The sequence below is a fragment of the Rhizobium sp. NZLR11 genome (genome assembly GCF_019685115.1).
Classification (GTDB): Bacteria; Pseudomonadota; Alphaproteobacteria; order Rhizobiales; family Rhizobiaceae; genus Rhizobium.
The window spans coordinates 15,987-38,771 of the sequence record NZ_JABDWD010000001.1 but is presented as its reverse complement, the minus strand read 5'-3'; the positions used below and the strand labels follow the sequence as shown (position 1 = coordinate 38,771).

Here is a 22,785-nt window from a genome sequence, read left to right as displayed (position 1 = left end):
GGCAACGATTGCACCGGTGGCTGGAAGGGTTTTCATGTTCGCAACGCATTGGTTCCGTATGGGCGCCTGCCTGTCTGTCGTCATGGCGGGATGCTCCCTGGTCTCCAGCTGCGCCAGCAGCCCGACCTACGGCACCGACAAGACTGCCATGGAGCAATTGACCGACGATCTCGGACAGTCCGTGTCGCTGACCGGGCCCGACCCGAAGAACAAGGGCGTCAAGTACACGCCGCGCCCGACGCTGGTACTGCCGGCCCAGGCGCAGAAGGAAACCCTCGTTGCACCGCAGCAGACGGTCGCCAACAAGGACAATCCGCAATGGATTGAATCGCCGGAGGAAACGCGCGCCCGCCTCGTCGGGGAAGCAGACGCGAACTCCGACAATCCGAACTACCGCTCGCCGCTCGCCAGCTCGGCAATCGAAGGCGGACGGCGCACGACGGAAGCGCAGACCAAGGCCTATCGTGAAGCCCGCGACCTGCAGAAGGGCTCCTATATCGATCAGCGCCGCTATATTTCCGATCCGCCGCCGGGCTACCGCACCGTCGACGATCCGGCAAAGCTCGACGATGTCGGCGAGCCCGAGCTCAAGAAGCAGAAAAAGCGCAAGAAGGATGCGGCGGTCGCCAACACCGGCAAGCAGTGGTGGAACCTCCTGCAATAGCGGCCTTTGAGCGTTTGAAAAGACGCGCGGCGCTGTAAAGATTACGGCGCCTCTCTCTTTTGCGAAAAGAATCGTCTTAGGATGTCGGCCGATTGCACCTCGTTGAAGCCGGAATAAACCTCCGGAGCGTGGTGACAGGTGGGCTGCGCATAAAATCGCACGCCATTGTCGACGCCGCCGCCCTTCGGGTCTTCGGCGCCGTAATAGAGCCTGCGGATACGCGCAAACGAGATGGCTGCCGCGCACATGGTGCAAGGCTCGAGCGTCACATAGAGATCGGCGCCGACGAGACGCTCCTGTCCGAGCGTTTCGCAGGCAAGCCGGATCGCAGCGATTTCGGCATGCGCGGTCACGTCTTTAAGCTCGCGCGTGCGGTTTCCCGCCCGGGAAATGGCGATATCGTCGATAACGATGACGGCGCCGATCGGCACCTCGCCGCGTTCTCCGGCGGCACGCGCTTCTTCAAGCGCCATCTCCATGAAACGATTTGTCTTCACGATCGCAAGAATTTCCACTTAACCGCAGATGCGTGACCTGATAGACAGGCCCAAAAGGCAGGCAAACAACAAATGACACCCAAAGACAAGCCAAAACGCCCGGGCGCGAAGCCCTTTTCACGGGACGACGGGCCGAAGGCCGGCGCGAAGCCTGGCGGCGCGAAGCCGGCAAAGGCTGCGATCGCCGCCGAGGCCGATAGCGAGGCCAAGGCCGAACGCATTTCCAAGGTGATGGCACGCGCCGGCGTCGCGTCCCGCCGCGACATCGAACGGATGATCATGGAAGGCCGTGTAACGCTGAACGGCAGGGTTCTCGACACCCCCGTCGTCAACGTCACGCTCGCCGATCGCATCGAGGTCGACGGCGTGCCGATCCGCGGCATCGAGCGCACCAGGCTATGGCTCTATCACAAGCCGGCCGGTCTGGTGACGACCAATGCCGATCCGGAAGGCCGGTCGACCGTCTTCGACAATCTGCCGGAAGAACTGCCGCGCGTCATGTCGATCGGCCGCCTCGATATCAACACCGAAGGCCTGCTGCTGCTGACCAATGACGGCGGTCTCGCCCGCGCGCTCGAGCTGCCGGCGACCGGTTGGCTGCGCCGCTACCGTGTCCGCGCTCATGGCGAGATCGATCAGGACGCGCTCGACAAGCTGAAGGACGGCATCGCCGTTGACGGCGTGCTCTATGGCTCGATCGAGGCGACGCTCGACCGCACGCAAGCGTCGAACGTCTGGATCACCATGGGTCTTCGCGAAGGCAAGAACCGCGAAATCAAGAACGTGATGGGTGCGCTCGGCCTCGACGTCAACCGCCTGATCCGCATTTCCTATGGCCCGTTCCAGCTCGGCGACTTGCCGGAAGGCCATGTCATCGAAGTGCGCGGCCGCACGCTTCGCGACCAGCTCGGCCCGCGCCTGATCGAGGAAGCCAAGGCGAATTTCGACGCGCCGCTCTACAACGCGCCGGCCGTCGCGGCCGAGGAAGAGGCTGAAGCCCCAGTACCGGAAAGGCGCGAGCAGCGTCCGCGCCGCGACGAAGACAAGCGCGAACGGGCGCTGAGCCGCCTCGACACCAAGCGCGACGATCGCCACGGTGGCGGGCGTAGAGATGACGATCGCCGCGATAGCGGCCGCAGGGATGATGACAAGCCCAAGCGTCCTCAGCCGCTCGGCCAGCGTCGCAGCGCCAATGTCTGGATGGCGCCCGGCGCCCGGCCACTTGGCGAAAAGGCTGCAGCGAAAGCCGCCAAGAATGAGCAGACCGCGCGCCGGCGCGGCGAGCAGGCGCCGGCAAAGGGTGCCGGTTCCCACCATATCGAGGATCGCCCGCGCACGCAGATCAATCGCGTGCGCGAGGAGGACGGCGAATGGATCCGTTCGAGCGAGCAGCCCCACCGCAAGGATGAGGGCGAAGGCTCCGGCCGCAAGCGCTCGTTCGGGGATCGGCCTGCCCGCGAAGACCGCGGTTTTGGCGACCGCCCGGCGCGCGGCGAACGCCCCCCCCGTGAAGGGGGTGACGAACGTCCGCGTACCAGAAGCTCTGCCGGCGAAGGCCGTGCGGAGCGTCCGCGCGGCGACCGGCCTTTCGGCGATCGTCCCTCGCGCGGCGATCGGCCCTTCGGCGACAAGCCGCGTGGTGATCGCAAACCGCGTGCGGATGGCGACGAGCGTCCTCGTGCCGCCAGAGCCTCCACCGGTGAGGCCCGTTCGGAGCGTCCGCGCGGCGACCGGCCTTTCGGTGATCGTCCTTCCCGCGGAGATCGCCCCTTCGGCGACAAGCCGCGTGGAGATCGCAAGCCGCGTGCGGATGGTGACGAGCGTCCTCGTGCCGCCAGAGCCTCCACCGGTGAGGCCCGTTCGGAGCGTCCGCGCGGCGACCGGCCTTTCGGTGATCGTCCTTCCCGCGGAGATCGCCCCTTCGGCGACAAGCCGCATGGTGATCGCAGACCGCGCGAGGACGGTGATGAACGTCCGCGCGCAGCCAGGGCCTTCGCCGGCGAAGGCCGCTCTGAGCGTCCACGTGGAGAACGAACCTTCGGCGACAAATCTACGGGCGGCAGGCCTTCGGGCGACAAGCCTTCGGGTGACAAGCCGCGCGGCAAGGGCTTTGGTGCCAAGCCGGGTGGGGCCAAGAATTTTTCCGGTAAGCCGAAGGGCGCCAAGCCAGGCAGTGACAGGCCGGGCGGCGACAGGCCTGCGGGCGGGCCGTCCAGAGGTGGTGCAAAAGGAAAGGGAATGACACGCGGTGCGGATCGTCGGCGGTGAATTTCGCGGACGGCCTCTCGCCGTGCCAAAATCCAACGATATCCGGCCGACTGCCGACCGGACGCGCGAGAGCCTGTTCAATATATTGAGCCATGCCTATCCGGAATGTGTCGACGGCACCCGGATACTCGACCTTTTTGCCGGAACCGGCGCCGTTGGCCTCGAAGCCGTTTCACGCGGCTGTCGTCATGCGCTCTTCGTCGAAAACAGCGTCGAGGGCAGGGCGCTGCTCTGGGAAAACATCGATGCGCTCGGCCTGCACGGCCGCACGCGCATCCTGCGCCGCGATGCCACCGATCTCGGCAGCGTCGGCAATCTCGAAGCCTTCGACGTGCTGTTTGCCGACCCGCCCTATGGCAAGGGTCTCGGCGAGAAGGCAATGGCGGCCGCCGCTCAGGGCGGCTGGCTGCGGCCTGGCGCGATCGCGGTGCTGGAAGAACGCGCCGATATTGTCGTTTCCGTGCATCCTTCCTATGTTTTCCTCGAAAACCGCATCTTTGGCGATACGAGGGTGCATTTCTTCCGGTATCAGCCGCAATAAGCGGGGGCGGGCGTGCAGGAGGCAGAGATCATCAGCCCGAAACTGTCGGCGATCAGTGATCTCCCAACGGTCGCCGTCGCTTTCGGCGGCGGCGGCGCGCGCGGGCTTGCCCATATCCATGTGATCGAGACGCTCGACGAACTCGGGATCCGGCCAGTGGCGGTGTCAGGCTCGTCGATGGGTGCGATCATGGGGGCCGGCATGGCCGCCGGCATGTCCGGCGCCGAAATCCGCGAACATGCGCTGGCGACCGTCGGCAACAGGACGGCCGTCGTCAGCCGCATCTGGGGCCTGAGGCCGGCGACGGTGCGGGATGCCGTGGCCAAGGGCATCCGCATCGGCCAATTCAATCTGGAGCGGATCCTCAAGGCCTTCCTGCCGTCCGAGCTGCCGGCCCGCTTTGAAGATCTGCTGGTGCCAATGAAAGTCATCACCACAGATTATTACGGGCAGTGTGAAGTCATCATCAAAGAAGGCGAGCTGTTTCCGGCACTCGCTGCCTCATCCGCCATCCCCGCCGTCTTCATGCCGGTGCGCCTGCGCGACCGCGTGATGATCGACGGCGGCATCAGCAATCCGGTGCCTTACGAATGCCTGATGGATCTTGCCGACATCGTCGTCGGCATCGATGTCGTCGGCGCGCCGGAAGGCGACGGCACCCATATCCCGAACCGCATGGAGAGCATCTTCGGTTCCGGCCAGCTGATGATGCAGACGGCGATCACGCTGAAGCTGAAGCTCCGCCCGCCGCATATCTTCCTGCGCCCGGCAGTCGGCCGCACCGGCGTCATGGATTTCCTCAAGGCCCGCGATGTGCTGGCCATGTCCGTCGGTGTCAAGGACGACCTGAAATTCGCCCTCGACCGCGAGATCGAAGCGCGGCTGAAGCGCTGATGTTCTCTTGATTTACGCCTCCGCCGTCGCATCCACGGTGCCTGCCAGCGGATCGTCCTCGAAAGCATCGGCGGCACGTTTCGGCTTGACCAGCGGTTCGGGGCGGACGGGATGGGAAAACAGCATGTCGCGGCCGGCCTGCAATCCTTCGGACACCTGCAGCACCAGGCGCGCCTCGTCGCGCTTGCGGATATCCTCGCCGATTTCATAGGCATCGACCTCGGGCACACCAAGCGCCTCCAGCGTCCGCCGCCCGAAGAGCAGGCCTGATTCCAACGTTTCGCGCAGTTCGTAGTCGATACCCTTGTTACGCAGCTCGATCGAATGGATGCGATCGTAGGAGCGCACGTAAAGCCTGGTGTGCGGATAGTCCGCCTGCACCAGTTCCACCACCTTGTCGGTGATTTCCTTCTTCTGCGTGCAGACGAGCACGATCTTTGCCCGGTCGATGCCGGCCGAGCGCAGCACGTCCTTGCGGGCGCCGTCGCCGAAATAGATGCGAAAGCCGAAGGCGGAGGCCTGGCGGATACGGTCCGCCGAAAAATCGATGACGGTGACGCTGCGCCCGCCGGCAAGCAGGATCTGGGCGGCGATCTGGCCGAAACGCGAGAAGCCGACCATCAACACATCGGCGCCGGCACCCTCGAAATCCTCGTCCAATTCCTCATGCTCATCGCCGCTGAGCAGCCGCTTGGAAAGAGCCGCGCCGATCGGCGTCAGCGCCATGGACAGCGTGACGATCGCGACCAGCAGCGATGCCGTGCTCGCCGACATCAGCCCGACGGTTGCCGCCGCGGTAAACAGCACGAACCCGAATTCGCCGCCTTGCGGCAGCAGAAAGGCGATCCGGATCGCATCGTTGTGCGGAGAGCCGGAGATCCGGCAAAGCCCGTAGATGATGATCGCCTTGACCGCCATGATGATCGGCACCGCAACGATGACGAAGAGCGCGTTGTCGGCAAGCACGTCGAGCTGCAGCGACAGGCCGACGGCGATGAAGAAGATGGCGAGCAGCACGCCGCGGAAGGGCTCGATATCGGCCTCCAGCTCGTGCCGGTAGGAGGATTCGGCGAGCATCACCCCGGAGAGGAAGGCGCCCATCGCCATCGAAAGCCCGGCAAGCTGCATCAGGCTTGCCGATCCCATGACGACGAAAAGGGCGGCGGCAATCATCGCCTCGCGCGCGCCGGTCCGGGCGATGATCTGGAAGAGCGGCGTCAGCAGGTAACGCCCCATGACGACCATTGCCGCGACCGCGCCGACGGCGACGGCGAAATCGGCGAGCGGCGCATTGCTGCCCTTGCCGCCGCCGTCGAGAACGGTGATCAGCGCCAAGAGCGGCACGATCGCCAGGTCCTGGAACAGCAGCATCGAGAAGGAACGCTGCCCGTATTTCGTATTGACGTCGCCGTCGCCCTCGAGGATCTGCATGGCGAAGGCCGTCGACGACAGTGCCAGGCCAAAGCCGGCGACGATGCTGCCGCGCCAATCGAGAACGTGGGAAAACCAGGCGAGCGCGGTCAGCGCCAGCCCGGTCACCACCACCTGCGCCGTGCCGAGGCCGAAGATGTCGCGCCGCATCTGCCAGAGGCGGCTGGGTTTCAATTCCAGTCCGATGATGAAGAGCAGGAAGACGACGCCGAGTTCGGCGACCGCAAGGATCTGTTCACCGTCGGTGATGCCGTGGAAGACAGGGCCGATGACGATGCCGGCAGCGAGATAGCCGAGCACCGTGCCGAGCCCAAGCTTCTTGAAGATCGGCGCGGCGACCACGGCTCCGCCGAGCAGCAGGATCGTTTCGGAAAAAAAGGCATTGGACGCTGACATCAGGGCAATTTCTTTCGACGGCGGGAAGCAGGCGGGCAACCCCGACAAAGAATCGGCGGCGGCGGCCTTGATGCTTGGGAGAGTGCACAATAAATGGAAGCCGAAGGAAAGGCCAAATCATGTCCTCAGAAATTGATTCCTCGACACTTCTTTCCCGCGCAAGTCAATTGATCGATCTGGCCAGGAAGGCGGGGGCCGACGCCGCCGACGCCGTCGTCGTCCGGTCGCGCTCGCAATCGGTCAGCGTCCGCCTCGGCAAGGTCGAGGGCACCGAATCTTCCGAAAGCGACGATTTTTCGCTGCGCGTCTTCATCGGCAAACGCGTCGCCAACGTTTCGGCCAATCCGGGCTTCGATCTCCAGGCGCTTGCCGAACGCGCCGTCGCCATGGCCAAGGTCTCGCCGGAAGATCCGTTCGCCTGCCTGGCGGATGAGGCGAGCCTGTCGAAATCCTATCCCGACCTGCAATTGCTCGATACCACCGAGGTCTCCTCCGAGATGCTGCGCGAGGCGAGCCTCGCCGCTGAGGCAGCCGCTCTGGCGGTCGAGGGTGTCACCAATTCCTCCGGCGCCGGCGCCTCGGCCGGCATGGGCGGCCTCGTCCTTGCCACCTCGCACGGTTTTGAGGGCAGTTACATGGCGTCGCGCTTCGGCCATTCCGTCAGCGTCATATCGGGCGAAGGCACCGGCATGGAACGCGACTATGACTACGACAGCCGCCTCTACTATGCCGAACTCGACGATCCCGCTGAAATCGGTCGTCGCGCCGGCGAACGGGTGGTAAAGCGCATCAATCCTCGCCAGGTGCCGACCAGCAAGGATGTTACCGTGATCTTCGACCCGCGCGTCGCCCGCGGCTTCGTCGGCCATATCGCCGGCGCGATCAATGGTGCTGCCGTCGCCCGCAAGTCCAGCTTCCTGCGCGACAAGATGGGTCAGCAGGTGCTGAAGGCGGGCCTGTCGATCACCGACGATCCGTTGATCGTGCGCGGCCCCTCCTCGCGGCCATTCGACGGTGAGGGCGTGTCGGGCGAGCGGCTGGTGATGATCGAGGACGGCGTCTTGAACCACTGGTTTCTCTCGACCTCGACCGCCCGCGAATTGGGTCTGGAAACCAATGGCCGCGGCGTGCGCGGCGGCACCGCCGTCTCGCCGTCCTCCACCAATCTTGCCCTTGAACCCGGGGACATCTCGCCCGAGGAACTGATCCGCAGCGTCGGCAACGGTTTTTATGTCACCGAATTGATCGGCCACGGCGTCAACATGATCACCGGCGAGTACAGCCGCGGCGCCACCGGCTTCTGGATCGAGAACGGTGAACTCACCTTCCCGGTTTCCGAGGTGACGATTGCCTCGAACCTCAAGGACATGTTCATGCGCCTGACGCTGGCAAACGACATCGATCGCAAATTCGGCGTCGCGGCTCCGACCTTCGCCATCGAAGGCATGACGCTCGCAGGGCGCTGAACATCCCTTCGCAAAAATGTGCGGCGGTTTCGGACGATATCATGCTGCTACTATTGAACTGAGAAACGGATAGGCGAGATGAGCGATAGGGAAAAGTCTCGCTGGCAGGGCGATCTCACGTTGATTGCCGATGCTGCGAAAGAGGCCGGTGCGGTTGCTTTCGGCTTTTTCAACCAGTCTCCTGAGGTCTGGTGGAAAAACGGCGACCGCTCCCCCGTCAGTGCCGCCGACTTCGCCGCCAACAAGACGCTCGAGACCATTCTGCGCAAGGCCCGGCCGGATTATGGCTGGTTGTCTGAGGAAACTGACGATGATGCCGACCGCCTCCTGCGCGAGACGCTGTTCATCGTCGATCCGATCGACGGCACGCGCGCCTTCCTCGGCGGGCAAAAGGTCTGGTGCGTCAGCGTCGCGGTCGTTCATCGCGGCCGGCCGGTCGCCGGCGTGCTCTATGCCCCGGCGCTCGAGGAACTCTATGAGGCGACCGAAGGTGGCGTGGCGATGAAGAATGGCGCGCCCTTTACCGTCTCCGCCGCAGGACCGGAGCAGGTGAGCCGCCTGGCGATCGGCGAGGATCTGTTGAAGACCTTCCCGCCGGAGTTTCGCGACCGGGTCACCCGCCAGAAGCACATACCCTCGCTTGCCTATCGCATCGCCATGGTGGCGGACGGTCGTCTCGAAGGCACCTTCGTCAAGAGCAATTCGCATGATTGGGACCTTGCCGCCGCCGATCTTATCCTGGCCTGCGCGGGCGGTGGCCTTGTCGACCTTGAAGGCAGGCCGATCGTCTACAATCGCGCCGCCGTTACCCACAACGTCCTCTGCGCAGCACCTACGCCCCGTCTCGACGAATTCCTCGTGGCCTTTGCTGGGCGACGAGACAGTTGACGTTTCCGTCAAAATCCCGCAGATGGGGTGGCGGAGGAGAATAGCAGAAAGAGAACAAAAAATGACTGACTCCGGTGACAAGAAGCAGCTTCTGCATCTCGTTTTTGGCGGCGAACTGGAAAGCCTCGATGATGTCCAGTTCCGTGATCTGAGCGGTCTCGATATCGTCGGCATTTTCCCGGATTATGCCACGGCGCTGACGGCCTGGAAGGCGAAAGCGCAACAGACGGTCGACAATGCGCATATGCGCTACTTCATCGTCCACATGCATCGTTTGCTCGATCCGCAGGAAAAGGCCAGGGGCAACTGACCTCGCTAGAAACAGGTTGATTTCAGGCCGGGTCGGCCCCAAGTCTGAATCCTGTTCTGAATTAATTGGTTAGGGCATGGTGTCGTGAGAAAACCGCTTGCACCTTTCGGCATCACGCTCTTGTGCCGCCGGCGAGCGGGGCTTTCCGGCATCGGGCGCTCCGGATTGTTTGACGCATTCTGAACAAATTGATCGGTCATTGCGGCCGCAACGATAATGAGGGAATGGGTTTGATGTCGATCGGTTTGGATCGGAGACTGGCGCGATGAGTTCCCGGATGGCTCGGTTCGGTCTGAGCGCATACCGTCTGGCGGGAACCGTGGCCTCTCCTGTTGTCGGCCTCTATATCACCTACCGCACCGCCAAGGGCAAGGAAGACCGAGCGCGCCGCCTGGAACGCTTTGGCTATCCGAGCGCCAATCGGCCGCAAGGCCCGCTCGTCTGGTTCCATGCCGCAAGCGTCGGTGAAACCAATGCCGTCATCCCGCTGATCCGCGAAATCCGCCGCCGCGATATCCATGTCATCCTGACGACCGGCACCATCACCTCCGCCAAGCTCGCCGCCGAGCGGCTCGGTCAAGACGCAATCCACCAATATGTGCCGCTCGACCTGAAGCCGTCGGTCAGCCGCTTCCTCGATTACTGGCAGCCCGATTGCGCCATCATCGCCGAATCCGAGATCTGGCCGGCAACGGTGCTGGAGCTTGGCCGCCGCCGCATTCCGCAGATCCTGATCAATGCCCGCATGTCGGACCGCTCCTTTACCCGCTGGCGCCGCCGCCCGGCGATAGCCGAAGCCCTGTTCGAGAATCTCGCCCTCGTCATCGCCCAGTCGGATATGGATGCAGAACGTTTCCGCGATCTCGGCGCTGTTCCCGTCATCACCTCCGGCAATCTGAAGGTCGACACCGACGCACCGCCTTATGACAGCGCTGTCCTCGCCCGCTACAAGAAGCAGATCGGCGACCGCAAGACCTGGGCGGCGATCTCGACCTTCGACGGCGAGGAGAATGCTGCTGCCATCGTCCATCGGGCGTTGAGGGAGCGCGATCGTCAATTGACGATCATCGTGCCGCGTCATCCGGAGCGCTGCGACGAGATCGAGGCGGCCCTGGTCAAGCTGGGGCTGAAGGTCGCCCGCCGCACCCGTGACGATGTCTTGTCGGCCGATGTCGATATTTTCCTCGGCGATACGATCGGCGAAATGGGCCTCTATTTGAGACTGACGGAAATCGCTTTCGTCGGCCGCTCGCTGTTTGCCGAAGGCGGCCAGAATCCGCTGGAGCCCGCCATGCTCGGCTGCGCCGTTCTCTCCGGCGGCCATGTGCAGAATTTCCGCGATGCTTATCAGAAGCTTGCTCGCAGCGGCAGCGCCCGCATGGTGCGCGATACCGAAATGCTGGCCAAGGGCGTGCATTATCTGCTGATCAATGATGAAGCCCGCCGCAATATGATCGAGGCCGGCATCACCGCGGTGCACGAGATGCGCGGTGCGCTGACCGCGACCGTGAAGGGGCTGGAACCCTACATCAATCCGCTGACGGTGAAGGCGCGGCTGCTGCCCAAGGCCGTGGCCCAGGTCTGAGGATATATCATGTCGGCAGCGTCCCATATCAAAGGCATTCTCTTCGACAAGGACGGCACTCTGCTCGACTATGACGAGAGCTGGCTGCCGGTGAACCGGGAGCTTGCCCGCATCGCCGCGGAAGATGACCCGCTTCTGGCCGACCGGCTGCTGTCTGCCTGCGGCATGGATCCGGTGACCGGCCATATCGTTCCCGACAGCCTGCTTGCTGCCGGCAATACCCGCCAGATTTCCGAGGGTCTGGTTGCTGCGGGCTCGATGGTCGATGTCGACGAACTGACGGTGCGCCTAGACGCCCTGTTTTCCAGCGCCGCCGAATTTTCCGTGCCGGTGACCGACCTCGCCGGCTTCTTCGCAAGGCTGCATCGGCGCGGCTTCAAGCTCGGTGTCGCCTCCAGCGACAACGAACGGTCGATCCGCCAAACGGCGGAACGCTTCGGTTTTGCCCGCTACGTCGATTACATCGCCGGCTACGACAGCGGTTTCGGGGTCAAACCGGAGCCGGGCATGGTACTCGGCTTCTGCGCCGCGACCGGACTTTCGCCTGAGGAAGTTGCCATGGTCGGCGACAACAATCACGATCTGCACATGGGGCTGAATGCCGGCACAGGGCTCAGGATTGCAGTGCTGACCGGCACCGGTTCGCGCGATTCGCTTGCCGCCGCGGCCGATCATGTGCTCGACGATATCACCGCTCTCGAGACGCTGCTGCCGGATCTGCAGCCAGCCTGACCGGCAGCATTCAACCTCGAAGATCGGAATCGATTTTCGAGGTTGAATGCCAGTTCAAAGTCATAGAGCGTCCTTGACGCGTCCAATCGGGCGCGCGGCGCTCTAAGGGCTTGCATTTTCATCGATTTTGGCTTCTCAATCCGGCCGGTCGAAAAGCAAGGGGCTGGTTGCCGTAGGGCGGGCAGGGGAGCGGGACGGCAAGATGATATCCGAAGCGCCGCCGTTCTGGTGGCGGAAAGCCGATTGGCGGGCCTGGCTGCTGCTGCCGCTTTCCTTTGTCTACGGCCGTATCGCCGGCCACCGCATGGCCCATGCGCGCCGCGCCTCGGTTCCTATTCCCGTCATCTGCGTCGGTAATTTCACTGTCGGCGGCGCCGGCAAGACGCCGACGGCGCTGACCATTGCCCGTGCCGCCAAGGCGAAAGGGCTGAAGCCCGGCTTTCTCAGCAGGGGTTACGGCGGATCGCTCGATGTGACGACGGTGGTCGATCCCGATCATCACCGTGCGGTCGCCGTCGGCGATGAGCCACTGCTGCTTGCCCAGGAGGCGTTGACGGTGATTTCCCGCCGGCGCGTCGACGGTGCTCAGCGGCTGGTGGCGGAGGGCGCCGACCTCATCATCATGGATGACGGTTTCCAGAGTGCCCGGTTGGCGATCGACTATGCCCTGCTCGTCATCGATGCGACCCGCGGCCTCGGCAATGGCCATATCGTGCCCGGCGGCCCTGTCCGCGCGCCGATCGGCCAGCAGCTGCGTTCTGCGACAGCCCTGCTGAAGGTCGGTGGCGGCAATGCCGCCGACAAGATCGTCCGCATGGCGGCGCGCGCCGCAAAGCCCTATTTCACCGCATCGCTGAAAGTGCGCGGCGACAACACGCTTGCCGGCATGAAGGTGCTCGCCTTCGCCGGCATAGCCGATCCTGCCAAATTTTTCCGCACGGTCGAATCGCGCGGCGCCGAAATCGCCGTCGCCAAGACCTTCGGCGACCACGAGCACCTGACCGAAGAGGAGATCGACGACATTCTGACGACCGCAGAGCGTCAGGATCTGCTGATCGTCACCACCTCCAAGGATTTCGTCCGCCTCTCCGGCCATCACGGCAAGGCGGCGCAGCTGACTGAAAAGTGCCGGGTGATCGAGGTCGATATGGTCTTCGAGGATCATCTCGCCGCGAACCTGATCATCGACCGGGCGATCGCCGCCTGCCGCGAGCGCCGCCTCAGGGAATTGAAGGCTGAGGTTAAAGCGATTCCAGGAAAGACCGAACCGCTCTAATCAGGCTGCAGCAAAACGTCCTCCCGTGGCAGAGACACCGGAAGTCAGACCAAGCCAGAGTGCTGCTCACATCTGTCCGTGCAATGTTATCACACGATCGAGTGAAGCAAAGTTTCGCGCGCCGAGGTCAGATGCGACCGGCAAGCGTGATTGATCAACGCGAGATTGCGGCTTTCGAGGGCATCGATCAGCGCCAGATGTTCCCCAATGGCGACCTCATTCCGCGCGCGTTCATCCCGCTTGTTCCACTGATAGTGATAGTGGAAGACCATGGCGATCACGTCTTGGAAGCTTTCGATAAAGCGGTTTGGCGCGACAGCCACAATCAGCCGATGGAATCGGCTGTCCAGTTCCGAGAAATCCTGAAACCGTGCATCGATATCCGCGAGCAGTTCCAGATGTGCCGCCCGTATAGCACGCACCTGCTTCCAGATGGGCGAGCCGTCGGGCAGGCTAGCGAACAGGCGTGCGGAGCGCATTTCGAACATCTCTCTGATCTCGAACAGTTCGAGTGCGAAACTCGCTGTGAACCCTTTAAAAACCCAGCCTGCATTCTGACGCTTCTCGATCAGCCCATATTTCTGAAATCGATTGAGAAACTCACGGACTATGGTTGTCGCGACGCCGAATTTCCGAGCTAATTCAGCCTCATTGATTTCTGTGCCCGGACAGGCATCGCCACGCAGCATCCATTCCATGAAACTCGTCTCGACCTGTTCCGAAATTGCTAAGGTCTCTTCCTTCGGATAGCGCTCTGTCTGCCGCGGCTGCTTCCGTATGATCCGCCTATGCGCTTCGGATATGATGATCCCACGTGCGGACATCGCCGCCAGCACCTTCCGCACAGTTGTTCTGCTTACGCCAAGCTGGGCGCGCAGTGCGTTTTCGGACGGCAATTCCTCCCCAAGATCGAATGTCCGAAGGATATCGATCATATCATTGAAGGCCCGCTTAAAGGTCGTATCCGTTCTCACTGAGCAACTCCCGGTATGTTTAGATATCCATAAAAAACAATTTGACGTACGTGTATCATATGTTTCTTATGTATAAAAAACCAGGGAGGCTCGGGAAATTTGGAAGACTCTGGGATTCTGCCTCAGAATTCGTCCCGGCCTGGTGGTTCGCAAGGTGCAACCTTCCACCCGAGACAATCTGGCATCACATTGGGACTGAAGCTTTTGAGCTTAGGCCCATTATTGATCCTCATTATACTCATTGCCGTCGTCAGTTTGATCACGCCGGCTTTTCTAAAGCCCAGCAACCTGGGGAACATCCTGGCGCAGACGGCGGTGATTGCTCTTGTGGCAATGGGGCAGCAGCTCGTTATCCTGACACGCGGGGTCGACCTGTCTGTCGGCTCAAATCTCGCGCTCGCGACAGTAGTCGGCGGACTCGTCTACCAGCAGGTTGATGCCTCGATCGCCGTCATTATGGCCATGTTGCTTGCGGGTGCTGCCATCGGGGCGGTAAACGGCGTGGTGTTTGTCTACGGTCGGCTGCCACACCCCTTCATTATTACCCTTGCGACCTTGAGTATCTGCCGTGGCCTGGCACTTGCATTGGCGCCCGGCCACACCACCATGCGCGGGATGCCCGATACAGTTACTGCGATCGGTGGCGGCACGACGTTTGGTGTGCCCAATTCCTTCTTTGTCGTCGTGATGTTCGGGTTCCTTTTTCTGATCCTGACAAAGTCAATGGTCTGTGGCAGATGGATCTATGCGGTCGGCGGCTCGCCGAATGCTGCCAGAAGCATGGGCATACCGGTAAAGGGTGTCCTGCTCTCGACCTACATTATCTCAGGCTTTTGTGCCGGTGCCGGCGCGGTGCTGCTGGCAGGACGGACCGGCGCCGCCTCGCCAATCTATGGCAATCTCTTGGAGCTCGACACGATTGCGGCGGTGATTATCGGTGGTGCTAGCTTCCTTGGCGGACGGGGCCATCTCGGCCACGCCCTGATCGGCGCCGTGCTGATCGGCGTCATCCGCAACGCCCTTAATCTTCTCGGCGTCGACGTGTTCTTTCAAATGATCGCGATCGGGCTCGTCATCGTCATCGCCGTAGAGGCTGACGTGCTTCGTAACCATCTCGAGGGGCGCGCGCGTGTGCTTCAATCGGCGAGAGTGCAATGAACGCTGCATCCGCCCCACCGGTCCTTTCGGTTCGAAATGCGCAGAAGCGCTTTGGCGCCATCCATGCCCTGAAAAATGTAAGCTTTGATGCATATGCAGGGGAGGTAACCGCTCTCCTGGGTGACAACGGCGCCGGCAAGTCGACGCTCGTCAAATGCATCAGTGGGCTTCATAGTCTCGACGAAGGAGAGATCCTTGTGGATGGTGCTCCCGTATTGCTCCATTCAACGGCGGCGGCCCGCCGCGCCGGCATTGAAACCGTCTATCAGGATCTGGCGCTTTTCGACAACCTGACCCCTGTGCAGAATTTCTATTGCGGGCGAGAAATCTCTTTCCCTTCTTGGCTGCCACGCCCGCTCCGCTTTCTCAACACGGGCGTGATGAAGCGGGAAGCAGCGCGTGTAATCGATCGTCTGAAGGTTAAGCTGCCGCGGTTCGACGCGCCGGTCGCGATGATGTCTGGTGGACAGCGACAGGCGATTGCGGTCGCGCGTGCCATTGTTTTTGCACGCAAGCTGGTGATCCTTGACGAACCAACGGCCGCCCTCGGTGTCCGAGAGTCTCGCCAAGTTCTTGACCTTGTCAATCAGCTCAAAGCCGAAGGCAATGCCGTGATCATAATCACGCACAATATGGAACATGTCGTCGAAATCGCCGATCGGGCAGTGGTGCTGCGGCAGGGTCGTAAGGTGGGTGAACTGAAGCCAACCGAAGCGAACAAGCAGGACCTTGTCGCGATGATTGTCGGCGCCGAGACTTAAAGGAGATCGCTGCTTCGATAGGGCAGTGGACAACGAGATCGCTCTAGAGGAGGGCGATCGAAACATGGGAGGTGTTATGATGAAACCGCAATCCCTGCTGGGAGCTCTCGCTCTCCTGGCTGTCGCTGTAGTCCCGTCCTTGGCGCAGGAGCCGGTCAAGCTCGGCTTTATAACCAAATTCCCGGTACCGTTCTTCGCAACAATGGAGAACGCAGCCAAAGATTATGCAAAGAGAAATCCCGGCGTCGAGATCATCTACGGGCAGGGCACGTCCGCAACCGACATCGAGGGTCAGATTGCACAGATCGAGTCCATGGTGACACGAGGCGTGCAGGGCATTGCGCTCACGCCCGTCGATCCGACCGTGTCCACTGCCCTGGACAAGGCGGTGGCAGCCGGTATCAAGGTCGTACTGATGGATAACAATATTCCGGATTGGAAAGGTAGGACGGCGCTTGCCACGACCAATAATTTCGCCGCGGGCAAAATCGCCGGCGAATATCTCAAAACTGTTCTTAAAGCCGGCGACACGCTCGGGATTCTCGAGGGTGTGCCCGGTGTGCCAGCGCTTGATGACCGTGTGAAGGGTATGCTTGAAGGGCTGCAGGGCCTTGACGTCAAGATCGTCGGGAAAGGCGCAACAAACTGCACCGAGGAACTCGGGATCAGTGTCGCCGAGGATCTGCTCACGAAGAACCCAGACCTCAAGGCCATTTACGCCGCTTGCGGCCCGCCCGCTGCTGGCGCGGCGCGTGCAATCAAGAATGCCGGCACTGCCAATGACAAGATTGTGCTGGTCGGTTTCGACTTCTGCTGCGGCGAAGAGGAAGCGCTGAAGAGTGGAATCGAGGATGCTTCAGTGGCGCAGTTCCCCACCAAGATGGCTGAACTCGGTGTGGATGCGCTGGTAAAATCGATTCGCGGAGAGACGGTGGAGTCTTTGATAGATTCTGGCGCCGCGCTCGTGACGCCTGAGAATATGGCGCAATTCAAGTAAACACTTGCCGCTCTGTGCAATTCGCAAAGAGCACATGGACCATGTTGTTGCTCAGCAAACGGCCCGTCCTGCGTGGGGCGGGCCGGACCTGTGGCCGCTCGCACGCGGCCGCGCTCTAACGCCGCTGGTTTGGCAGCACGCCGGCGCGTTTGTCGGCTTCGATGGCCGAGATCACGTCGGCATAGGGTTCCTGCCGGGCGACGCTCCAATAGCGCAATTCGTCGAGCGGGATCTGTTTTCCGGTCATCGCGCAGACGACATAGGAGCCGGGCGAGAGAATCTGGAAATCGCCGTCGAGGTACCGGATCTTCGCCTCGCGGTTTCCGTGTCCTTCGAACAAATTCATGCGCTCCGTTCCCTGCAGCCTGTCATTAAAGCATGTCGCGCAAAAGTGTGCCGCGGATTTGCGATCACGACATGCGGAAAACCAAAGACCTAAAGCGTGGAAAGCGAATCTGAAAGATCGCGGCACGCTTCAGTCTGCCATACTCCCGCAAGGGCTGCTTTTCCAGCTTTTTTAGCTTCTGCCGAAAAGCCGCTCGATATCACTGAGCTTCAATTCGATATAGGTCGGCCGGCCATGATTGCACTGGCCGGAGCCTGGCGTCACTTCCATTTCCCGCAGCAGCGCGTTCATTTCCTCCGGCCGCAGCCGCCGTCCGGAGCGCACCGATCCGTGGCAGGCCATCGTCGCTGCCACATATTCGAGCTTGGCCGACAGGCCCGACGCCGTATCCCATTCGGCAATCTCGTCGGCAAGCTGGCGGATCAGGCCATGCGCATCGACCTCACCGAGCATGGCCGGCGTCTCACGCACGGTGATCGCCCCGGGACCGAAACGCTCGATCGCCAGGCCGAGTTCGGAAAGCTCGGCCGCATGCTGCATCAGCCGGTCGCAATCCTCTTCCGGAATGTCGACGATCTCCGGGATCAGCAGCACCTGCGAGGCCAGCCGCTTCGAATGCAGCGCCTTGCGCATCGCCTCGAAGACCAGCCGCTCGTGTGCGGCATGCTGGTCGACGATCACCAGCCCGTCCTCGGTCTGGGCGACGATATAATTGGCGTGGATCTGCGCCCGCGCCGCGCCGAGCGGATAGCGTGCGACCGTCTCGGCTGCTGCCGGCTGCGGCGAAAACTGCGGCTCGGCCCGCGCCGTCGGCATCGACAGCCCGTCGAAGGAGGCCTGCGGCCGATCGCCGAAACCTGTTGCCGGCTGGTAGGGACGAAAGGGCGAGGTCTCGGCCGACCATGCCGTCTGCGGCCGTTGCGCGTGTGGCTGAAAACCGGGGCGGAAGGAGCGCAGCATATCGCTTGCCCCGGTCGTTGCCGCCCGGCTGCCGTCGCGCGCCAAGGCCTCGCGGATGGCGCCGACGATCAGGCCGCGTACCAGGCCGGGGTCGCGGAACCGCACGTCGGATTTTGCCGGATGCACGTTGACGTCGACGAGCGCCGGATCGAGTGTGATTGACAGCACCGCCACCGGATGGCGCCCAGACGGGATCGTCTCGGCATAGGCGCCGCGGATCGCCGAGAGGATCAGCTTGTCCTGCACCGGCCGGCCGTTGACGAAGGCGTATTGATGGGCGGAGTTGCCGCGATTGAAGGTTGGCACGCCGGCAAAACCGGTCAGCGCGATCTCCTCGCGTTCGGCGTCGAGCGCAATGGCGTTGTCGCGGAATTCCTTGCCGAGCACCTGCGCCATACGCGCCAGATGGTCGTCGCCGGTCGCTGGGAATTCCAGCGTCGTGCGGTCCGAGCCTGACAGCACGAAGCGCACAGCCGGGAAGGCGATTGCCATGCGCTTGACGATTTCGGTGATTGCGCCGGCCTCGGCTTTCTCTGTCTTGAGGAATTTGAGCCGGGCGGGCGTCGCGAAGAACAGGTCGCGCACTTCGACGATCGTGCCGGGATTGGCGGCCGCCGGGCGCATATGCGCAATCTTGCCACCGTTGACGGCAATCTCGTGGCCGCCGGCGCTGTCGCGTCTGCGACTGGCGATGCTGAGCCTTGCGACCGAGCCGATCGAGGGCAGCGCCTCGCCGCGGAAGCCGAGCGTGCGGATATCCTCGAGCGTCTCCGATAACTTCGAGGTGCAGTGGCGCCTGACCGCCAGTTCCAGATCGGCAGCGTCCATGCCCGAGCCGTTGTCGCTGACGCGCAGCAGCGCCTTGCCGCCGCCTGATGTGGCGATTTCGATGCGCGTCGCGCCTGCATCGAGCGCGTTTTCGATCAGTTCCTTGGCAGCGCTCGCCGGCCGTTCGATGACTTCGCCGGCGGCGATCTGGTTGATGAGCGTTTCGGAAAGCTGTCTGATGGCCATGGGCTATTTTCGAGGATTCGTGGGCCGGAGGGAAGGGGTTTCGATGGGCTTTCCCAAAGCGTGATCCGGGGGCTCCCTCAAACTTGGGGGTCGCTAGTGTTAAGCAGGTTTTAACATAAAAATGGCATTTCTATTCATATACCTCCGGAAGCTGTGAAATCGAACAGATGTGGGACGCAATGGAATGAGTGCCGGCTTCGAAAAGGCGGACACATCATCGGAAACCGACGGGATTTCCGCCGATGCCGATCTGCAGACGGCGCTTTTCGATGTGGTGTGCGACAGCCTTGCGGCAGCCTTCATCATATATGACAAGAACGATCATCTGATCTTCGCCAGCCGCCAGACGCTGGAATTTTTCCCACTGCCGCCCGAAATGCTGAAGCCCGGGACGCGGCTTCGCGATTTCCTCGGCGCGATGTACGACACCGGCATTCGCCAGCAATATGATGTGAAGCAGCGCGGCTCGCTGAGCCGCGAGGACTGGCTGTCGCAGAAAATCGCCTCGCACTGGCGCGAGCGCTTTGACTCAGTCGAGCGTCACGGGACCGACAGCTGGGTCCGTTTCGTCAAACGCCGGCTGCCGGGCGGTTACGGCGTCACCGTCATTTCCGACATTTCAGAGGACAAGAAGCGCGAAGAGCAATGGCGCTCGGATCTCGAGCGTGTGCAGCTCACCGAGGACATTCTCGACAATCTGCCGTTCCCGCTCTTCGTCAAGGACCGCAACCTCACCTATGTCGCGGTCAATCTCGCCTTCTGCGAGAAATATCAGACCACCGCCGACGAGGTGCTCGGGCGCAAGAGCGCCGATCTTTTTTCAGATGAGATCGCCAAACGCTTCGAGGAAAGCGATCGTCATGTGCTGGAGACCGGCGAGATGTCGATCTCCCGCCAGCGTCAGATCTCCCGCGACGGTATCGAGCGCGACATTGTCAGCCGCAAGCACCGCATCGGCAAGTCGGGCCGCTATTTCCTGGTGTCGACCATGCAGGACCTGCCACGCGACGGCGCCGATCTCGACGAGTTCGGTCGTGCATCGACGATCACCACTTCCAGCAATCAAAGCTATCGTCGGGCCTATGTGCCGGCGCCGAGCGCCGTCGAGCGCCGCGAGCCGGCGGCGATGGAAGCGATCGTTCCGGAGAATTTCTCTGGCCGCAAGGTCCTCGTCGTCACTGCCGACCTCGCCGCCGAGACCGCCGCACTGCGGACGCTGTCGAAATACGGTTTCGAATCCTGCTCGGTCCGCGGCGAGGACGAGGAGGAGCGGTTCCTGGAAATTGCCACCTCCTCCGGGATCTCGCTCGATCTGCTGATCATCGATAATCAGATGGGCATGCGCTGCCTCGAGCTTGCCGAGCAATACGGTATCCCGGCGCTGGTCATGGACGGCTTTCAGATCGCCAATGAGCTCACCTTCCAGATCGCCCGCCATTTCAACCGCAACAGCCGCAATAGTGGCGCCGGTGCGGATACGGATTGGGAGATCAGCATTTCCGACGACGTCGTCGGCCTGCAAGTTCTCGTCGCCGAAGACAATGATATCAACCAGATCGTTTTTTCGCAGATCCTCGAAGGCCTTGGTTATCGCCATATGATCGCGGCAACCGGTGACGAGGTCGTGCGCCTGTGGGCCGAGCACCGGCCGCAGATCGTGCTGATGGATATTTCCCTGCCGGGCTTCAACGGCTTCGAGGCCGCCCGCCTTATCCGGCAGATGGAGGAAACCGGCGGAACCCGCACCCCGATCGTCGGCGTGCTTACCCAGGCCTTCGAACGAGACCGTGCCGAATGCGCCAAATCGGGCATGGACGATGTCATCATGAAACCCGTCAGCCCTGACATGCTCGAGGCTGTATTTCAGAGATACCTGATGGAAGAGGCCGTGCGAGCGCGAGGCTAGAACAGGATGATTTTAGGCCGGGTCGGCCTAAAATCTGAATCCTGTTCTACCTTATAGAGTTAGAGCATGATGTCATAAGAAAACCGCTCACACTTTTCGGCATCACCCTCTAGGTGTTTAGTCCCGGAAATAGCCGTTAACTCCCTGGATTTCGGAGGGTCCGAGCGGCAAGGGCTGCCGATCTACTATCGAATTGTTAAGATATGCCGGTCATTCTCTGCGTGGCGCGGGAAAGCTCGGGTGGATAATGAAATCGGCGGAAATGGCCTTCTCGACCGTCGGTCAGAATGAGCTTCAGGCAATGGCCTATAGCGATCCGCTGACCGGATTGGGAAACCGCAATCGCATGCGGGACAAGGTCTTGCAGATCTCTTCGGAGCGCGCCAGCGATCCGGCCCCCTTCACCATCGGCATCGCCAATCTCGACAGTTTCAAGCCGATCAACGATCTCTTCGGCTCGACAGCCGGCGATGAAATCCTGTGCCAGGTCGCCCATCGCCTGAGGGCCTGTATTCCTGATGGCGCGCTGGTTACCCGCCATGACGGAGATGAATTCGCCTTCGTGCTGCCGCTGATTTTCGAGCGGGCGAGTGCCGAGAAATTTGGCCAGATGATCCGCGAGGTGCTATCGGCCCCCTATGACCTCGGCGACCGCAACGTCCGTCTCTCAGCCTCCCTCGGCTTTGCCATCTACCCGTTCGCCGGAGAAGATTGCGAGGAACTGCTGAAGAGCGCCGAAACCGCACTCTACCGTTCCAAGCGCCGCGGCCGCGGCCAGGTCACCGTCTATTCGCGCGAGATCGCTCAGGAAATGAAGCGCGCAACGCAGCTGGAGCAGGCGCTCAGAAACGCCATCATCACCGACGTGATCGACGTGCATTTCCAGCCGATCGTCTCGCTCTCCAACAATCAGGTCGTCGGCTTCGAAGCGCTCGCCCGCTGGAACGATCCGGATCTCGGCTTCGTCTCGCCCGGCGTCTTCGTGCCGCTGGCCGAAGAGCGCGGCTTTATCGATGCGCTGTCGGAGGCGCTGCTGCGCAAAGCCGCCGAAGCCGCCCTTTCCTGGCCGCGCGAACTCTTCCTGTCGTTCAATCTTTCCTCGGCCCAGCTGATGGATCCGGGCACGAGCAGCAGCGTCCTGTCGATCCTCGGCCGCGTCGGCTTCGATCCGCATCGTCTGGAGCTGGAGATCACCGAGACCGCGGTGATGAGTTCGGCCGATACCGCCCACCGCATCATCGCCGATTTGCGCGCCGCCGGTGTGCGCATTTCGCTTGACGATTTCGGCACCGGCCAGTCGAGCCTCGGGCGCCTGCGCGACTTCATCTTCGACAAGATCAAGATCGACCGTGCCTTCGTCTCCCGCATCAACTCCGACCGCGCCTCCGAACACATCGTCAAGGCGATCCTGACCATGTGCGAGGGCCTGGAACTGGAAGTCGTGGCTGAGGGCATCGAGGATTATGCCGAAGCGGTGAAGTTGCGCACGCTGGGCTGCGGCATGGGCCAGGGCTACCATTTCGGCCGTCCGGCCGACGGTATCGCCACGCTGCGCTTCCTGCACGAGAACTATTACGATCCGGCCATGGTCGAGCGTGTTAGCGCTTAAGCGATGCCACAGCAAAAAAAGCGATGGCGCCCCTGGGAGCACCATCGCCTACGCTATACGACCCGCGCGGGTACTTGGGCCGAGTGTATTTGGCCCGAGTCTACTTGGCCCT

At 62.1% G+C, this 22,785-nt stretch carries 20 protein-coding genes; 15 read left to right on the top strand and 5 right to left on the bottom strand.

From position 1 onward, the window contains the following. Positions 1-34: 34 nt before the first annotated feature. Positions 35-664, top strand: a complete 630-nt coding sequence (locus HJB83_RS00190; RefSeq protein WP_221131105.1) for a hypothetical protein — start codon at positions 35-37, stop codon at positions 662-664. A 41-nt stretch (positions 665-705) separates the two neighbouring features. Here the strand turns inward: HJB83_RS00190 and HJB83_RS00185 are convergent, their stop codons facing one another. Continuing rightward, positions 706-1,143, bottom strand: a complete 438-nt coding sequence (locus HJB83_RS00185) for a nucleoside deaminase (RefSeq protein WP_209888859.1) — start codon at positions 1,141-1,143, stop codon at positions 706-708. 90 nt (positions 1,144-1,233) lie between these two features. On the opposite strand from HJB83_RS00185, the gene HJB83_RS00180 reads away from it, so the two are divergent. The 3 genes from HJB83_RS00180 to HJB83_RS00170 are packed head-to-tail and all read left to right on the top strand — an operon-like array spanning position 1,234 to position 4,864. Next, on the top strand, positions 1,234-3,429 hold the full coding sequence (locus tag HJB83_RS00180) for a pseudouridine synthase (protein WP_221131104.1): 2,196 nt from the start codon (positions 1,234-1,236) through the stop codon (positions 3,427-3,429). Continuing rightward, positions 3,410-3,970 (top strand): 16S rRNA (guanine(966)-N(2))-methyltransferase RsmD, encoded by a 561-nt coding sequence (gene rsmD / locus HJB83_RS00175; RefSeq protein ID WP_039618105.1) that lies wholly within the window; start codon positions 3,410-3,412, stop codon positions 3,968-3,970. Before HJB83_RS00180 ends, rsmD begins: the two co-directional genes overlap by 20 nt. A 12-nt stretch (positions 3,971-3,982) precedes the next feature. Beyond that, entirely contained in the window at positions 3,983-4,864 is an 882-nt protein-coding gene (locus HJB83_RS00170; RefSeq protein WP_221131103.1) for a patatin-like phospholipase family protein, read from the top strand. 12 nt (positions 4,865-4,876) lie between these two features. On the opposite strand, the gene HJB83_RS00165 is transcribed toward HJB83_RS00170, so the two are convergent. Then, positions 4,877-6,691 (bottom strand): monovalent cation:proton antiporter-2 (CPA2) family protein, encoded by a 1,815-nt coding sequence (locus HJB83_RS00165; RefSeq protein WP_207583103.1) that lies wholly within the window; start codon positions 6,689-6,691, stop codon positions 4,877-4,879. Positions 6,692-6,810: 119 nt separating this feature from the next. On the opposite strand from HJB83_RS00165, the gene HJB83_RS00160 reads away from it, so the two are divergent. From HJB83_RS00160 to lpxK, 6 genes are all read left to right on the top strand, one after another. Beyond that, on the top strand, positions 6,811-8,157 hold the full coding sequence (locus HJB83_RS00160) for a TldD/PmbA family protein (RefSeq protein ID WP_221131102.1): 1,347 nt from the start codon (positions 6,811-6,813) through the stop codon (positions 8,155-8,157). A 78-nt stretch (positions 8,158-8,235) separates the two neighbouring features. Further along, complete coding sequence (locus tag HJB83_RS00155) at positions 8,236-9,045, top strand: 3'(2'),5'-bisphosphate nucleotidase CysQ (protein ID WP_207583105.1); 810 nt, start codon at positions 8,236-8,238, stop codon at positions 9,043-9,045. A gap of 61 nt (positions 9,046-9,106) precedes the next feature. Then, positions 9,107-9,355 (top strand): DUF4170 domain-containing protein, encoded by a 249-nt coding sequence (locus tag HJB83_RS00150; protein ID WP_207583106.1) that lies wholly within the window; start codon positions 9,107-9,109, stop codon positions 9,353-9,355. A 265-nt stretch (positions 9,356-9,620) separates the two neighbouring features. Then, a complete protein-coding gene (gene waaA / locus HJB83_RS00145; protein ID WP_207583107.1) occupies positions 9,621-10,940 on the top strand; it encodes a lipid IV(A) 3-deoxy-D-manno-octulosonic acid transferase in 1,320 nt (439 codons plus the stop codon). A 9-nt stretch (positions 10,941-10,949) separates the two neighbouring features. Next, positions 10,950-11,672: an HAD family hydrolase gene (locus tag HJB83_RS00140; RefSeq protein WP_209887293.1), complete on the top strand. Its 723-nt coding sequence runs from the start codon at positions 10,950-10,952 to the stop codon at positions 11,670-11,672. A 202-nt stretch (positions 11,673-11,874) separates the two neighbouring features. Beyond that, a complete protein-coding gene (gene lpxK / locus HJB83_RS00135) occupies positions 11,875-12,948 on the top strand; it encodes a tetraacyldisaccharide 4'-kinase (RefSeq protein ID WP_221131100.1) in 1,074 nt (357 codons plus the stop codon). An 89-nt stretch (positions 12,949-13,037) separates the two neighbouring features. Here lpxK and HJB83_RS00130 read toward each other — a convergent pair whose 3' ends face one another. Then, positions 13,038-13,922 (bottom strand): GntR family transcriptional regulator, encoded by an 885-nt coding sequence (locus HJB83_RS00130; protein ID WP_207583110.1) that lies wholly within the window; start codon positions 13,920-13,922, stop codon positions 13,038-13,040. Positions 13,923-14,021: 99 nt separating this feature from the next. Here HJB83_RS00130 and HJB83_RS00125 point away from each other — a divergent pair, with 99 nt between their 5' ends. From HJB83_RS00125 to HJB83_RS00115, 3 genes are all read left to right on the top strand, one after another. Further along, positions 14,022-15,080, top strand: a complete 1,059-nt coding sequence (locus tag HJB83_RS00125; RefSeq protein WP_221159348.1) for an ABC transporter permease — start codon at positions 14,022-14,024, stop codon at positions 15,078-15,080. Beyond that, complete coding sequence (locus HJB83_RS00120) at positions 15,077-15,841, top strand: ATP-binding cassette domain-containing protein (RefSeq protein WP_221159347.1); 765 nt, start codon at positions 15,077-15,079, stop codon at positions 15,839-15,841. The genes HJB83_RS00125 and HJB83_RS00120 overlap by 4 nt, the downstream gene beginning before the upstream one ends. Positions 15,842-15,920: 79 nt before the next feature. Further along, positions 15,921-16,838, top strand: a complete 918-nt coding sequence (locus tag HJB83_RS00115; protein WP_221159520.1) for a sugar ABC transporter substrate-binding protein — start codon at positions 15,921-15,923, stop codon at positions 16,836-16,838. A gap of 115 nt (positions 16,839-16,953) precedes the next feature. Here HJB83_RS00115 and HJB83_RS00110 read toward each other — a convergent pair whose 3' ends face one another. Both HJB83_RS00110 and mutL read right to left on the bottom strand, forming a co-directional pair. Then, positions 16,954-17,184, bottom strand: coding sequence for a DUF2093 domain-containing protein (locus HJB83_RS00110; protein WP_003588271.1), 231 nt, complete (start codon positions 17,182-17,184; stop codon positions 16,954-16,956). A 171-nt stretch (positions 17,185-17,355) separates the two neighbouring features. Further along, positions 17,356-19,158, bottom strand: coding sequence for a DNA mismatch repair endonuclease MutL (gene mutL / locus HJB83_RS00105; RefSeq protein WP_221159346.1), 1,803 nt, complete (start codon positions 19,156-19,158; stop codon positions 17,356-17,358). A 184-nt stretch (positions 19,159-19,342) separates the two neighbouring features. Here mutL and HJB83_RS00100 point away from each other — a divergent pair, with 184 nt between their 5' ends. Together HJB83_RS00100 and HJB83_RS00095 are read left to right on the top strand one after the other, a co-directional pair. Further along, positions 19,343-21,064 (top strand): response regulator, encoded by a 1,722-nt coding sequence (locus HJB83_RS00100; RefSeq protein ID WP_221117559.1) that lies wholly within the window; start codon positions 19,343-19,345, stop codon positions 21,062-21,064. Positions 21,065-21,308: 244 nt separating this feature from the next. Beyond that, positions 21,309-22,673 (top strand): EAL domain-containing protein, encoded by a 1,365-nt coding sequence (locus tag HJB83_RS00095; RefSeq protein ID WP_221117589.1) that lies wholly within the window; start codon positions 21,309-21,311, stop codon positions 22,671-22,673. The last annotated feature ends 112 nt before the right edge of the window (positions 22,674-22,785 follow it).

What these genes read in the sequence shown, in the direction of transcription:
- HJB83_RS00190 (WP_221131105.1), top strand. Translation starts at nt 35, where the DNA reads ATGTTCGCAACGCATTGGTTCCGTATGGGCGCCTGCCTGTCTGTCGTC.
- HJB83_RS00185 (WP_209888859.1), bottom strand. Translation starts at nt 1,143, where the DNA reads ATGGAGATGGCGCTTGAAGAAGCGCGTGCCGCCGGAGAACGCGGCGAG.
- HJB83_RS00180 (WP_221131104.1), top strand. Translation starts at nt 1,234, where the DNA reads ATGACACCCAAAGACAAGCCAAAACGCCCGGGCGCGAAGCCCTTTTCA.
- HJB83_RS00165 (WP_207583103.1), bottom strand. Translation starts at nt 6,691, where the DNA reads ATGTCAGCGTCCAATGCCTTTTTTTCCGAAACGATCCTGCTGCTCGGC.
- HJB83_RS00160 (WP_221131102.1), top strand. Translation starts at nt 6,811, where the DNA reads ATGTCCTCAGAAATTGATTCCTCGACACTTCTTTCCCGCGCAAGTCAA.
- HJB83_RS00155 (WP_207583105.1), top strand. Translation starts at nt 8,236, where the DNA reads ATGAGCGATAGGGAAAAGTCTCGCTGGCAGGGCGATCTCACGTTGATT.
- HJB83_RS00150 (WP_207583106.1), top strand. Translation starts at nt 9,107, where the DNA reads ATGACTGACTCCGGTGACAAGAAGCAGCTTCTGCATCTCGTTTTTGGC.
- waaA (WP_207583107.1), top strand. Translation starts at nt 9,621, where the DNA reads ATGAGTTCCCGGATGGCTCGGTTCGGTCTGAGCGCATACCGTCTGGCG.
- HJB83_RS00140 (WP_209887293.1), top strand. Translation starts at nt 10,950, where the DNA reads ATGTCGGCAGCGTCCCATATCAAAGGCATTCTCTTCGACAAGGACGGC.
- lpxK (WP_221131100.1), top strand. Translation starts at nt 11,875, where the DNA reads ATGATATCCGAAGCGCCGCCGTTCTGGTGGCGGAAAGCCGATTGGCGG.
- HJB83_RS00120 (WP_221159347.1), top strand. Translation starts at nt 15,077, where the DNA reads ATGAACGCTGCATCCGCCCCACCGGTCCTTTCGGTTCGAAATGCGCAG.
- HJB83_RS00115 (WP_221159520.1), top strand. Translation starts at nt 15,921, where the DNA reads ATGAAACCGCAATCCCTGCTGGGAGCTCTCGCTCTCCTGGCTGTCGCT.
- HJB83_RS00110 (WP_003588271.1), bottom strand. Translation starts at nt 17,184, where the DNA reads ATGAATTTGTTCGAAGGACACGGAAACCGCGAGGCGAAGATCCGGTAC.
- mutL (WP_221159346.1), bottom strand. Translation starts at nt 19,158, where the DNA reads ATGGCCATCAGACAGCTTTCCGAAACGCTCATCAACCAGATCGCCGCC.
- HJB83_RS00100 (WP_221117559.1), top strand. Translation starts at nt 19,343, where the DNA reads ATGAGTGCCGGCTTCGAAAAGGCGGACACATCATCGGAAACCGACGGG.